At 58.8% G+C, this 13180-nt stretch carries 14 protein-coding genes and 1 pseudogene; 6 read left to right on the top strand and 9 right to left on the bottom strand.

Annotation, left to right across the window (positions count from 1 at the left end):
- Positions 1–43: 43 nt before the first annotated feature.
- Both GGI48_RS06940 and GGI48_RS06945 read right to left on the bottom strand, forming a co-directional pair.
- The gene (locus tag GGI48_RS06940) at positions 44–472 is read right to left on the bottom strand and encodes a DUF2177 family protein (protein WP_179597595.1); all 429 of its coding nucleotides are present in this window, start codon (positions 470–472) and stop codon (positions 44–46) included.
- A gap of 28 nt (positions 473–500) precedes the next feature.
- Entirely contained in the window at positions 501–1337 is an 837-nt protein-coding gene (locus tag GGI48_RS06945; protein ID WP_103742133.1) for a S1 RNA-binding domain-containing protein, read from the bottom strand.
- A gap of 353 nt (positions 1338–1690) precedes the next feature.
- On the opposite strand from GGI48_RS06945, the gene GGI48_RS06950 reads away from it, so the two are divergent.
- The 3 genes from GGI48_RS06950 to GGI48_RS06960 all read left to right on the top strand — a co-directional run bounded on the left by GGI48_RS06950 (position 1691) and on the right by GGI48_RS06960 (position 3739).
- Entirely contained in the window at positions 1691–1879 is a 189-nt protein-coding gene (locus GGI48_RS06950; protein ID WP_016962619.1) for a hypothetical protein, read from the top strand.
- A gap of 198 nt (positions 1880–2077) precedes the next feature.
- The gene (locus GGI48_RS06955) at positions 2078–2797 is read left to right on the top strand and encodes a TorF family putative porin (protein ID WP_179597597.1); all 720 of its coding nucleotides are present in this window, start codon (positions 2078–2080) and stop codon (positions 2795–2797) included.
- A 66-nt stretch (positions 2798–2863) separates the two neighbouring features.
- Entirely contained in the window at positions 2864–3739 is an 876-nt protein-coding gene (locus GGI48_RS06960; RefSeq protein ID WP_179597599.1) for a DUF6279 family lipoprotein, read from the top strand.
- Position 3740: 1 nt separating this feature from the next.
- On the opposite strand, the pseudogene GGI48_RS06965 reads toward GGI48_RS06960, so the two are convergent.
- Positions 3741–4134: pseudogene (locus GGI48_RS06965) on the bottom strand (transcriptional regulator).
- A 194-nt stretch (positions 4135–4328) separates the two neighbouring features.
- Here GGI48_RS06965 and GGI48_RS06970 point away from each other — a divergent pair.
- Positions 4329–5072: a thioredoxin family protein gene (locus GGI48_RS06970; protein WP_179597601.1), complete on the top strand. Its 744-nt coding sequence runs from the start codon at positions 4329–4331 to the stop codon at positions 5070–5072.
- Positions 5073–5190: 118 nt separating this feature from the next.
- Complete coding sequence (locus GGI48_RS06975; protein WP_179597603.1) at positions 5191–6138, top strand: GyrI-like domain-containing protein; 948 nt, start codon at positions 5191–5193, stop codon at positions 6136–6138.
- A 79-nt stretch (positions 6139–6217) separates the two neighbouring features.
- On the opposite strand, the gene GGI48_RS06980 is transcribed toward GGI48_RS06975, so the two are convergent.
- The 4 genes from GGI48_RS06980 to GGI48_RS06995 all read right to left on the bottom strand — a co-directional run bounded on the left by GGI48_RS06980 (position 6218) and on the right by GGI48_RS06995 (position 10933).
- The gene (locus GGI48_RS06980; RefSeq protein WP_179597605.1) at positions 6218–7534 is read right to left on the bottom strand and encodes a hypothetical protein; all 1317 of its coding nucleotides are present in this window, start codon (positions 7532–7534) and stop codon (positions 6218–6220) included.
- A complete protein-coding gene (locus GGI48_RS06985; RefSeq protein WP_179597606.1) occupies positions 7534–8961 on the bottom strand; it encodes a DUF6384 family protein in 1428 nt (475 codons plus the stop codon). Before GGI48_RS06985 ends, GGI48_RS06980 begins: the two co-directional genes overlap by 1 nt.
- 1 nt (position 8962) lies before the next feature.
- Positions 8963–10090 carry a merozoite surface protein 3b gene (locus GGI48_RS06990; RefSeq protein WP_179601936.1) on the bottom strand — a complete coding sequence of 376 codons (1128 nt, stop codon included), beginning with the start codon at positions 10088–10090 and terminating at the stop codon, positions 8963–8965.
- Between the two features lie 261 nt (positions 10091–10351).
- On the bottom strand, positions 10352–10933 hold the full coding sequence (locus GGI48_RS06995) for a hypothetical protein (RefSeq protein WP_179597608.1): 582 nt from the start codon (positions 10931–10933) through the stop codon (positions 10352–10354).
- A 449-nt stretch (positions 10934–11382) separates the two neighbouring features.
- On the opposite strand from GGI48_RS06995, the gene GGI48_RS07000 reads away from it, so the two are divergent.
- Positions 11383–11688, top strand: coding sequence for a hypothetical protein (locus GGI48_RS07000; RefSeq protein ID WP_260620630.1), 306 nt, complete (start codon positions 11383–11385; stop codon positions 11686–11688).
- Positions 11689–11808: 120 nt separating this feature from the next.
- On the opposite strand, the gene GGI48_RS07005 is transcribed toward GGI48_RS07000, so the two are convergent.
- Both GGI48_RS07005 and GGI48_RS07010 read right to left on the bottom strand, forming a co-directional pair.
- Positions 11809–12243, bottom strand: coding sequence for a hypothetical protein (locus tag GGI48_RS07005; protein ID WP_179597610.1), 435 nt, complete (start codon positions 12241–12243; stop codon positions 11809–11811).
- A 640-nt stretch (positions 12244–12883) separates the two neighbouring features.
- The gene (locus tag GGI48_RS07010) at positions 12884–13180 is read right to left on the bottom strand and encodes a hypothetical protein (protein ID WP_260620631.1); all 297 of its coding nucleotides are present in this window, start codon (positions 13178–13180) and stop codon (positions 12884–12886) included.

Here is a 13180-nt window from a genome sequence, read left to right on the forward strand (position 1 = left end):
CCTGCGGGCTGAACAGCGCTGCAAAACCCAGTGGCAAACCCGCTCAGACTTGCGGCCCGCGTCCAGCACCGGGCGCCCAACGGCAAGCACAGAAGACGCCGAAACCACTGGCCAGGGCACTGACCAGCATGCCCCAGGCCATATCCAGCAGCGCCAGGGATGCCGGCCAGGCCTGCAAGGTCGCCCAATTGCTCAGATCATAAGTGCCGTAGGACACCAGCCCGAGCAGCGCCCCCAGGCGCGCAGCCCGACGCCAGCCACCCTGTTGCAGGGCGGGGTGTACCGCGAACAGCAGGCAACCACTCACGTAGAGGAGGTAGAACAGAGCCGCCGGCAACAGCCGTGGTTGCTCCAGCAGCAGCGAGCCCAGCTGGGCCCGGTAGGTGGGGCCCATCATCAGCCCCAGCCAAAGCGCGTCGAGCAGCAGGAACGCCAGCAGGGTGGCGAGCCAGGCGACCAGAGTGGTTTTCATGAGACTCGCCTGCAGCGTGAAGTGAGTGTCAGCTTAGCTCGATGCGATCCGCGTGGATGACAATCTGACCCTGTTTATAGAGGGCGCCGATGGCCTTCTTGAAGTTGCCCTTGCTGACCCCGAACAAACTGCTGATCAATGCCGGGTCGCTCTTGTCACTGACGGCCAGGGAGCCATTGTTCTCGCGCAACTTGGCGAGGATCTTCGAGTTCAGACTGGTGGCCGCTGCTTCACCCACAGGTTGCAGGCTGAGGCTGATCTTGCCGTCGGCGCGGACTTCCTTGATGAAGCCTTTCTCTTGCATGCCGGAGCGCAGGAACTTGAACACTTCGTTCTTGTGAATCAGGCCCCAGTGCTTGTTATTGATGATTGCCTTGAAGCCCATGTCAGTGGACTCGGCCACCAGCAAGTCGACTTCCTGGCCCACTTTGTAGTTGGCAGGCGTCTTGTCCAGGTAGCGATCCAGGCGGGCCGTGGCAGTGATACGACGGGTGTGCTTGTCCAGATAGACATGCACCACGCAGTATTCGCCAGCATTCATCTGGCGCTTTTCCTCGGAGTACGGCAGCAACAGATCCTTGGGCAACCCCCAATCCAGAAATACCCCGATGCTGTTAACTTCGACAACTTTAAGACTGGCGAACTCGCCGACTTGAACTTTCGGCTTTTCAGTAGTTGCGATTAACTTGTCGGCACTGTCCAAGTAGACAAAAACATTCAACCAGTCTTCATCTTCACTGGGAATATCCTTGGGAATATAACGGTTGGGCAGCAAGATCTCGCCGTCCGCCCCGCCATCCAGATACAAACCAAAGTTAGTGTGTTTTACCACTTGCAAACTGTTGTAGCGCCCGACTAAAGCCATTTCCAATACCCTCGTTACGTGGGCGGCATTCTACCTGTTTTCCACAGTTGCGTTGATGCTCCTGAGTCACCCACAGGAAAAAGCCACGAACGGCCTTGATTTTTCTGGCCTTGACGCCGTTCAAGCGGCCATTCGTCAGGCAAAGGCGCGCCAGCCTGACCGGGACCCGCAGCGCCAAGTCCGCCTCGCCGCCCAGTAGTCCTTATTTAAAACAGCCACTTAGGTAGATATCAGCGAGATCAACTTAGAAAAAAACACAAAAAGCGGCGTGTTATTCCAGAGGATATTTGCCAAGCAATTGTCAAGTATTTCTGATAAGATACCTGGCCAAATTAATTTTCCAGAAAGGTTAAATGGCCGCCATGCGAGTAAAAGCCTCCAACAGCAAAGCAAAACCAGCTCCCGCCGTTGAAACCAGCGAATCGATCAACGAACAAATCGCAGCCTTCCTCAAATCCGGCGGCGAAATCCAGCAAATCGCCAAAGGCGTCAGCGGCCAGACTTTCGGCCCCTCCAAACAGATCAGCCTCGGCAAAAAGTAATTCTCCTCGCTCTATCCTGGTCCCTTAGCGCTTTGCCCTCAAAGCGCTAGGACTGGCACCCAGCTCCGCACCCAACTCCAGCAAAAATCGACGAACGGCCCTCATCCCCTGGTATTCGCCGGTATCCTTGCCGCCTTCCGGATAAATCGTTTCAGCCGACTTTCAGGTTGTCACTCCCCGCCGTTCAAGGAGTGCTGCATGCGCACACCCGCCACACTGGCCCTCAGCCTGCTACTGGCCTGCCCCATCGCCCTGGGCCAGATAGTCCAGCGAGAACTGGGCGCCTTCGACCTCAAACTGGGCACCAGCCCCAGCCGCAGCATGGCCCAGGGCCTGGTCAAGCCTTCGTCCAGCGGCTCATTCCATGGCGGCCTCGACCTGAGTCACGACAGTGGCTGGTACGCCGGCCAATGGTCCCCGAGCATGGGCCTGAGCCCTTCCAGCAAACTGGAAGTGGATTCCTACCTGGGCTTCAAGCAGCCCTTCGACCAGACCCTGGGCTACGAGCTGGGGATGATCCACTACAACTACCCACAGTGGCGGCCCCAGGACAGCCAAGAGTTCTACGGCGGCCTGACTCTGCTGGGCAGCCGCTTTGGCGCGGCCTTCAGCAACGCCCCGGACAAACGCAACAGCACAGTGTTCGCCGACTTGGGTGGCCACCCGCCGTTTGGCATCGGCGTCAGCGTCAAATACACCACCTATCGTCTGAACAATCGCGTCGCCGTGGCCAACGCTGGCTACGTGGCCGGCTTCAACGACTGGTCGATCAAGCTCTCGCGCCCCTGGCTGGGGATCGACCTGAACCTGATCTACAGTGACTCCAGCCTCAGCGGCAACGACTGCAGTGCCTACTCCGGGCACAACCCCCAGTGCGATGGCCTGCTCACCTTCAAGGCTGAGCGAGCGTTCTACTGAACGGCTGAACTGCGGGGCGCGTTCAGGGTTCAGATACAGAAATCCGCTCCCTGCAAGGACTCGCACATGGCGCGCCACTGGCACTTGCTCATTCCGCTCCTGATCATCAGCCTGCTGCTGGGCGCATGCAGTCGGGTCGGCCTGGCCTATCGCAACCTCGACGTGATCATTCCCTGGACCCTCAACGACTACCTGGACATGAACCGCGAGCAGAAGAGCTGGTTCAACCAGCGTCTGCAGCAGCACCTGAGCTGGCATTGCACCACCCAACTGCCGGGCTACCTGGACTGGCTCGATCGCCTGCAAGCCATGGTGCAGAGCAATCAGGTCAGTGACCAAGCCCTGCAACAGCGAACCCAGGAAGCCAAGCAAGCCATCGCCGAAACCGCGCGGCAGATCGTGCCCTCCGCGGTGGAGCTGCTCCAGGGCCTGGACGACGGACAAGTCGCCGAGATGAACAAGGCCCTTGCCAAGGACCAGCAGGAACATCGCGAGCAGTACCTCAAGCCCTCTCTGGCGCAGCAGATCGAACAGCGCAGTCAGCGCATGAGCCAACGCCTGAAAACCTGGATCGGCCCCTTGAGCCCCGGCCAGCAACGACGTGTCGAGCAATGGTCGGCGTCCCTGGGTGAGCAGAACCAGCAGTGGATCGCCAACCGCATCCACTGGCAGGCACAATTCAGCGCCGCCGTGGCGCAACGGCAAAACAGTGATTTCCCACAACGTATCGAGCAACTGCTGGTGAACCGCGAGCAGTTATGGACAGACGATTACCGTCAGGCCTACGCCCACACCGAACAGGCCGCCCGCCAACTGCTGGTGGACCTGATGGCCACCAGCAGTCTTGAGCAGCGTCAGCGCCTGCTGAAGAAGATCGACAGCGTGCGCCAGGATTTCGCACAACTGAAATGCCTGCAAAATGCCCACCGGGATCCGGCCTGAGCTAGGCGATCTGAGCCTTGGAGGCCAGCTCGTCGAAGGTTTCCGGCGCCAGGGCATCGGCCTGCTCATCCAGCACCTGACGAGGATGCTCATGACCCGGAATACTGCTGTCGAGCAGGCACAGCAGGCTGGAGCCCCGGGGCGTCAGGATGAAATTCTCACCATTGCCACCCTCTTCCTCAGGGCCGGGTTTCGATAAATCCCCGGTCCAGAAGCAGCTTTTCATACTCGGTAGCGGTGACTTTCAGATCATCCAGGTTACCGGTGGACTCACCTTGCGCCGCCTTGGCCGCCGCATGCTGCTCGGCATAAGGGCGCGAAGTAAAGCTGTGGCCGGCGCCGTTCTGCACTTCGTGCAGCAGCCGTTCGATCAGGTCCCAGTTGTAAGTTGTCATGCTGATTCAACCTCCAGACAAGAGCAGGAAATGCCTTCACAGGTTGTGACCGGCAGGCCCTTCAGCCGTTCAGGAAATCCACCCCAGGCCTGCGCGCCCTGAGCGGAAAACCGCTGGGCGGTTTGTCGATCCGCCCCGGAGTCAAACGACTAGCGTGTGTAAGACGCTTCGCCCACAGCCAGAGGAGAGATGTCATGCCCGCTACCGATCATCCCGTGGTCTCCCGGGAACAATGGCTACAAGCCCGCAAACAGCACCTGATCCACGAGAAGGCCTTCACCCGCCAGCGCGACCAGCTCAGCGCCGAACGCCGGGCGCTGCCCTGGGTAAAAATCGACAAGCCCTATCGGTTCCAAGGCCCCAATGGCCCGCTGAGCCTGGCGGACCTGTTTGGCGAGCACAGCCAACTGCTGGTCTACCACTTCATGTTCGGCACCGGCTGGAAAGATGGCTGCAAGGGCTGCTCGTTCCTCGCGGACCACTTCGATGGCGCCAACCAGCACCTGGCCCACCACGATGTAGCGCTGGTGTCGGTATCCCACGCGCCCTACGCCGAATTCCAAGCCTTTCGCCAACGCATGGGCTGGCATTTCGACTGGTACTCCAGCGCCGGCGACGACTTCAACCAGGACTTTGGCGTCAGCCTCAGCGACGAGCAACTGGCCCGGGGAAGCGCCAGCTACAACTACGAACAGGTCAGCGGCGATGAGCGGGAGCTACCCGGCCTGAGCGTGTTCTATCGCAACCCGCACGGTGAAATCTTCCACACCTACTCCACCTATGCCCGCGGCCTGGACCTGTTGCTGGGGGCGTACAACTTCCTCGACCTGACGCCCAAGGGGCGCAACGAAGAACAGATCATGGACTGGGTTCGACACCACGACCGTTATCAGGAAACACCCCGGAACAAGGGCAGCAGTTGCTGCTGTGACGACTGACAGCCTGTTCGCCGGCAGAAACCTACCGTAGGAGCCGGCTTGCCGGCGAATCGCACACACAATTGGCACAAATCTGCGGCAGACTGCGACGATTCTCCCAGCCAACTAATCTGAAGACATGAGCGCCGCCTACCACAGCCTCCACGAATACACCCTGCGCATGAACCGGGTGCTGGAGCACATCGACCAACACCTGGACCAGCCCCTGGAGCTAGAGGATCTGGCGCGGGTGGCGCATTTCTCGCCCTACCACTTCCACCGCCTGTTCAGCGCCTGGGTCGGCGAGCCCCTGGGCGCCTACCTGCGCCGCCGACGCCTGGCCTGCGGCGCCTACCTGATGGCCAGCCGACCCGCAGCCTCGATCCTGGAAATCGCGCTGGAAGTCGGTTTTGGCTCCGGCGAAGCCTTCTCCCGGGCCTTCAAGCAACATTTCTCGGTCTCCCCCAGCACCTGGCGCGACACCGAACCCAAACGCTGGCACCGCCGCCTCGACGACATCCGTGAACGGCGCCTGCGTGAATTGCGCAATCCTGATCAGACCCACATTCCCGCCTTCGACGATCCTGACGCCTTCATTCACCTGAAGGAAACAACGATGAACGTCACCCTGCAGCAACTGCCCGCCAGCCGCGTAGCCTACCTGCGCTACATCGGCGCCTACGGCCCGGGCATTGGCGTTTTCTGGCGCGAAACCGCCGCGCCATGGATGCTCGAACACCAACTGTTCAACCGCGTGCGCTACGGCATCGGCCACGACGACCCGGACCTCACCCCCGCCGACAAATGCCGCTACGACGCCTGCGTCGAAGTGCCCGAAGACTTCAAGGCCAGCCCTCCCGCCGTGATCACCACCCTGCCCGGCGGCCTGTACGCCGTGGCCCACTACCGCGGCCTGGGCCCAGCCATCGCCGACGCCTGGATCGAACTGTGCCGCGACTGGCTGCCCAAGAGCGGCCTGCAGTTCGACCCGCGCCCGGCGTTCGAACGCTATCCGGCGGATGCGTATTACGACGTCAAGACGGGAGAGCTGGAGTGTGAGATTTGTATTCCGGTGAAAAAGCTGTAACGCAGCCCCATCACCAGCCAGAAACGATACGGGGGAGCCCATGCTCCCCCGTGCCTTGCTCCTTGAACCCTGCGCTGTGCTAGAGACTGTCGCTGGTGGAGAAGCCGCCGCTGTCACGGGAGCGGGTGCTGCTCGATGAACTGCTGGGCGAGCTATTAGACGAGCTGCTGGAACTGCCCCGCAAACTGCTGGAGCCTGATGATCCGGAGCTGCGGCTATTGCTTGCCTGGGCCGCCGACAGTGCGCCCTTCATGAATCCGACCATCAGCGAGTCGACATTGCTGCGGCTCGACGCGCTCTGGCTGACCCGACCGGCCTCGCTGGCCAACAGGCTGCGTTCCAGTTGCTTGGCGCGCTCGTATTCGTTCTGCGCCTCCTCACACTGTCCTTGCAGGAAAGGCACGCGCACCCGCAATTCATCCAACTCGGCACGCAGCTCACGCACCTTGCGCACCAGCACATCGTCCTCCTTGCCGGCGGTTTGTGCTGCCAGACGCTCCAACCTGTTGTCGCTCATCTCAGCCAATTGCTCAGCCAGCAACGCCGACGCCTGGGCCAGGTATTCGTCACGTTTGGCGCTGTAGGCATCCAGGCTCGCATGCACCTCGTTGGCCTGGGCCTTGGCCACTTCCACCGCCTGCAAGGCGCTCTGCAGGCGCTGCTGAAGCGCAATGAACTCACCGCCGGTTGAAGCCTCCTGGTAGAGCTGCGACAGCTTGGCCTGTTGCGCCGCTTCCTCTTTTTCCAGGCGACTGGCGGCGCTTTCGTTGGCCTGCTGAATGGCCAACAGGGTCTGCTCGGTGCGCCAGTTTTCGGTGAAGTTGCACAGCTTGGCCGCCCAACGGTCCAATTGCCGCCAAGGTGTCCAGCGCGGATAGCCCTCGGTGCCAAACTTGCGGCCTTTCAGATACAGGTACAGCCGATCCACCTGGAACCCCTGCAGCTTGGTCCGGCACTCATCACGCAGCTCCTCATAGGACTCGGAGGCCGCCACCCGAGCCGCCTCGGCTTCGCGCAGCGCCTGCACCTGGCGCTGATAGGCCGGGTCATCGGCCAGTTGCCGATCGATCCCCGCCACCCGGGCCTGCAACTCTCCGGACACGCCCATCGCCGCCTGCAATTGCTGCGCTACTGCGGCCTCGGCCGTGGCCAGGCGCTCACGCAATTGCGCTTCGCCCTGGTTGCGCTGGTCAAGCAAGCGCTTGACCTCAGCCGACTGCTGGCCGCCGCCCTTGAGCTGGTGGCCGGCAATCCGCGCCAGGGCGTCGCTGATGTCCTGCTCCAGACGCAATTCCCGCTCATGGGCGTTGGACAACTCCTGCTGCAATTTGCGCAGTTCATACTCGTAGCGTCGGGAGTTTTCACTCAGGGTCGCCATCATGCTGTTCGCGCTCATCACCACTCCAGGATGTAGGCAGGCTTGGCGGTGGTCCGCCCTTTGAGGAACTTGAAGCCCAAGGAATTGGCATCCTTGCTGCCCAGGCGCCGGTTATCCACATGGCCGTCGGCCAGCTTGTCGTTCTTGACCTCCTGATAGGTGGCCTGATTGACCCGCACGCCGAAGACACTGGCGTAGCGCTTCTCCCCGGTCTCGATACTGGTGATCGGCACCGGCAGCACATTGCCGGCCGCATCGGTGGCCTCGGTCAGCAGGTACCAACTCTTGCCCCCGGTGGGATCGAAGTTGCGCTCGACCATGGATTTCTCACCGGCACGGCTGACGATGTCCAGGGTCAAGGGCGTCTTGGCAAACGCCAGCAACTGCTCGATCTCCTTGAGCCCACGGGTAGTAGTCGCCACATCCAGGGCCTGAATCGCCTGCTCCACCTGGCTCAACAGCGGCTGGAACTGCGCCGCATCCGCCTGGCTCAAGTTCATCTGGCGCACGCTGGCCCGAGCCGCCTCAAGGGTGGCGAGGTAGTTGGGGTTCAGGCTTTGCTGGTCGGTCAACCTGACCGCCTGGTCGACCTTGGCCATGGCGCGCACCGCGCCCCTGTTGTCAGCCTCTTCCAAGGCCCCTTGAGCCTCTTTGGCGGCCGCCGCGACCTCGGGCACAACCTTGCTGGCCACGAGAAACTCGCGACTGGCGGTCAGGCTCTTGAGTTTCTGCACCGCCGTCAGAAGGGTGTCGATCTCGTCCAGTTGCGAGCGCACATCCTTGAGCGAGGTGACACTTCTTCTCAAGTCGATTCTGGCATTGGAAACCATCGTGCCGTCGTTGAAACTGCGCTGCTCCTCAGGCACGGCAAACTGCGGCAACTTGATCGCTGTCTGCTGGCGAGCCGTCGCCAACCGACTCTTGGCCTTGTCCAGCAAACGCCCCGCTGATGCGAGCTGCGAGCTTGCGACCGCTGGCTCCAGCTTGGCGATCTGCTCCTGCAACAAAAACACCTGCTGGGTGCGCGAGTGCGCCTCGTTCTGCAGGCCCACCAGATCGGCATAGGTATAGCGGCGCTGCTCCTTGAAATCGATGATTACGTGGGTCCAGGCATTCAGCGAAAACAGGACAATAGGCGTCCAGATCGCCACCCATTTCAACCAGTGATAACGACGCAGGTAACCGTCTGCCAAGCGCTGCTCCCACCAGCGCAGCGCCGGCGCTTCGTACGTCAGGCGCGTAGCAAAGTACTTGCGCACACCCTGCTCCACCAGCGCATCCTCGACCTCGACGCCCTGGGCCTTGTAGAACTCACGAATACGCTCGGCCACCGCTTTGCGGTGCTTGGGCAGGTCCAGGTACTTCTGGATCTCGGTCTGGTTGTGGCGCAGCTCATCGATCAGCGCCATGGCGCCCATCTGTTCGCTGAGAGAAACCCCGCTCACCTCACACCCCCTTCTGCAGGAGCGCGGTGAAGCGGCGCTTGCTGTCCTCGGTCACCGACTCGATCTCGGCCGCGGCCGAGGCCGATTCCTTGCGCAGCTCCTGGATCAGGCTCAGGCTGCTGGCCTGGAACTCCACCACCGCATCGGCCAGGGCCTTCACCGAACTGGCCTTGAGGCTGGAACCGTAACCGGCCTTGAGCGCCGCATTGAGCTGATCGCCACCGACCCGCGCCTGCACTTCAAGGCTGGTGTTGATGCCGTCGGTCATGGCGTTCAGGGTCTGGGTGGTTTCCGCCAGACCGCCGGAAGAAGTGAAACCCGCCGCCAACCCGGTGAGCACAATCTCGTTGGTAGCGAAGAAACTCACCGCCCGCTGATACAGGCGCTCCTTCACCGCGTGGTACTGATTGAGCCGGGCAAACACCAGCTCCGCCGCGCCATAAGCGGCCTTCAACTGATCGGCAATGTCAGTGATGATCTGGAAGCGCTTGTCTTCATCCTGTAGATTGCGCAGGGCCACATCCCGCTCAAGCTCCAGCTTGGCCTGATCCGCCGCTACCAGCCCCGCCACTTCCAGGGCGGCACTGGCATCGGCTAGGGCCTTGCGCGCGGCGTCCATCTGCGACTGGGCAATCTTCTGCACTTCACAGGCATCCACCTCGGCCGACTTCATGGCCAGGCGGTAATCCTGGTACGCCTCGAGGATCAGGGTTTCCAGCTGGATCTGCTCATTGGCCGACTTGGCCACCGCCAGGTAATTCTCGCGGATGCTCTCGAAGCGATCCGGAATCGAGCCGCGACGCATGTTCAACCAGGCCAGCTGAATGCGCTCGGAGAACTGCAACTTGCCGTCGGCCATCCACTCCATCATCTGCTGGGCGTCATTGCGGATCGAATCGAAGCTGGTGGCGATATCCGCATAGCGGGTGCTGATGTCCATGCCCTGCAACTTGTCGCGCACCGCGGCGTTGAACACCGTGGCCTGCTGCAGGGTGGCAGCGATCTGGGTCACCCGCTCGACGTCGTACACCGCCACCTTGTCCAGCAGCGCCAGGACCGGCATCTCCTGTTTGGGAAAGGTGATACCGATGGAGCGCAAGGCCGACATGGAGCGTTCGAGATAACTCATGAGCATGGGCATATTCCCGGGGTGGAGCCACGACACCGAGGCTCCATCATCCATTGACAGGTGAATAGGCGAAGGGGGCTTCCACCCCCCACTTTACAATCGGTTGCAGCGTTGCTGGCAGCTTCTACGCAACGGCCGGGATGACCCGGAGCCCCTCATCGAACGGGGCCCAATACATCCGTGGCAGATAGCCAGCAACCCGGCGTGCGCGAGCATAACACCCGAGTTGGACAGAGAGAATTCATCGCCGCCCGCCCCTTCTCAACGAGAAGGAATGGCCGTGATATCGCGAACGATGAACTTCGGCAGAGCACGAATGTAGAAACTCTCCACATCCGAATTACCACTGTTGGTGATCACCCCCAACATGGTCTTCATATTGCGCAACTGGCCCATGGCCCCGGCCGGCTGCAAGCCATTGCGCTCCTGAGCGAAGTGCAACACCTCGGCGCCGTTGCGCTTGACCTGCACCTTGTAGCCGAAATCGACACTGGCGAGGATCGTATTGTCATCGACAACCATCGACACCAGCCCACCTTTGGAATCACTGAGGCGGCGCTTGTACACTGCATTCACATCCAGCAGGTAGTCGGCGCTGTCCTTGCTGGCGGCATAGCGATTGGCATTGCCCAATTGCCGGATCAACTCCATGCCCAGTTGCTGACGCAACTTGTCCTCGGGCAGAAAGCGCTCGCTCTCGCCGACCAGTTGCAGGTTGAAGGTGTCGATCCAATAGGTGGCGTTGGCGGGAATCTGCACCGGTTTGGGCGAGATGTAATAGTCCTGGGTGGAAGCACAACCGGCGAGCAAAGCGAGGGTGAACAGCAGAGACAACAGACGCATGACGGATCTTCCTTGAGAGGGTTTTCAACAACGCACCGCCATCTGAAAACCACCGATGGCATGGCGATGAGCGGCGGCATTGTAAGCCAGGAAAATCGCGGCGGACCGGTTCGAAAAGATCCTCTCGGCAAATTAGGAATTGCCTTACGGCAGAAGCAGACGATGCAGTAGGAATGGGCCTTTAAGGACGGGGGAAGCGCTGGATATAGTCGAGGGGTCGTTGAAAGAACGACCGGGTTTGGCGACCTGATTTACAGAGGGAATGCAAAAGATCCAGCTTGCAGGTATTTTGCGTCCGCACACGCAGTTCTATGACGGCTGTGCGCGGGAGATCTCAGGATCTGCCGACTTTACCTCTGTAGTCGGTTCGCCAACCTGCGTACAGCCGTCACCCTCTTGTTTGGCGACAACGGGTGTAGGCATTCAGCCAGTCAAACAGAGGTCTACACATGAACAGATACATGCCGATTACCGGCCACGACTGCAACATTCCCTCGCTGCGGATCGATACCCAAGCTCCCATTGATGTGCTGCACGATGCGGCGGCGTATCGCATTCGCGCTGTGACTCAACTACTGGAAAACTTCGCGATTTGTGATGACGCGCTCAAAGGTGCAGTGGTGCTGCAGGAACTGTCGCTGGTGTGCAGCATTTTGCTGCGAGATGGGTGTGACGACGAGGCGGATGCAGGAGCAAGTGCTCCAGTAAGCCAAAAAGGCAGCTTGATCAGGCTGTGTGAAAACGCAGCCTGTTGAAAATTCGCATAAACAGAAAGGGGAGGTACAAAGCAGCTCCACTTCAACCTTGATATCTAACTAAAAGCACAGTATCCGCCCAACTCAAAAAACACATCCCACCAAACTCAGCAAACACTTTCACCATCTGACGGAAAGATACTCTTCACTCTCCAAGAGAGTATAAACGTCTTTCTTGCAATCAAAATACACCTGACCATCATCATATATCACTCGTCCTCCGAACGTTTTTCCTATCGCACAAGCAACAGCCACTGAAAACAACATATTATGTTTCGAGCTCCTTGTAACTTGAGCAACAATAGGCAAATCCACTTCTGAGATCTCTCTCAAATCCTCAGCCACTTCCATAAAACTAATCCAACACAGAGGCTTCTGCTCTTGATCATGCACAAAGACAAAACTATTAACTAGCTCCCCCCCTCCGCCAAGACTCACACCAACCCTTAGCTGACCTGCCGATATAAAAAAACCGGAAAGAAAGGTAAACAGCCCACCCAAGAGACTCTTAAAATCAGGAACCACCCTGATCGGAACAAATAAACCAGCCGACATCATTCCCACCCTTTATATTGAGAAACTCGACCAGAGGATATATTCATCCAGCCATCCTGAGTTTTTATATAAATATTACTCACCGCCCCTTCACCAACAACATTTGAGACTGAGGACCCCGACTTAAAGTGACTTAACATTTTCTCCATGGACACTCCTGTACTAGCTACATCAATATACCCCCCCTTACACCCAGCTCTAGCCATATCCTCAGCGCCACTAAGAATATTTCTTCTAACCGAATTTTATACTAGCCCTTTTGATTATCTTAAGTTAAACAGGAACACCATCAAGCCAGCCATCAATGCCCGCAAAACTAGGTGTATCAGCCCCCTTAAATTCACCACCTCTAAAGGAAACGATATCAGATGCCTGTTTAAACTCGTGTTTCTCTAAAGCCCCCTAACTACAGAGCCTTTCTTTCCTGAAGGTAATGCCAACGTAAAATTAGCATAGTTAGCCGCTGGCTTATCAATACCTACAACCTTAGTTTCCCCTGAGACTAGATTTTTCGCGGTCTCTTTTGCAGTTGGCTTCACCGGATGACTATAGGGCATTCCCGCCTCGGCATCCGTCATCGCACTGGTCGAATTAGGATTCTTGGCGGCTTGCCCCGCACCACCAGTTCCTTTTGCCGCAGCTACTCGCGCCTAATATAAACAGGTATCACATCATCACCAGAAAAATCCATTCTGCCGTCGCCCACTTCAATACTATATCTTACTGACAACGCCTTAATTCCCATTATGAGCGAGTCAAACTCCGTGATTACATCTTCTATTTCATTAGTATCCTCAATCAGGTCTCGCCCCAAGAAAAACCTGACATCCAACCCTCGCGAAAAGTCAATTGAAACAGCTCTGAAATTAGGAGAGATGGCTCCTAGCAAAGCCTGCATTAATGCAATAATTATTTGATTTCTAACATTCAAATTCAT

Origin of the sequence: Pseudomonas protegens, from assembly GCF_013407925.2 — a bacterium.
In the GTDB taxonomy this organism is placed as follows: Bacteria; Pseudomonadota; Gammaproteobacteria; order Pseudomonadales; family Pseudomonadaceae; genus Aquipseudomonas; species Aquipseudomonas fluorescens_AP.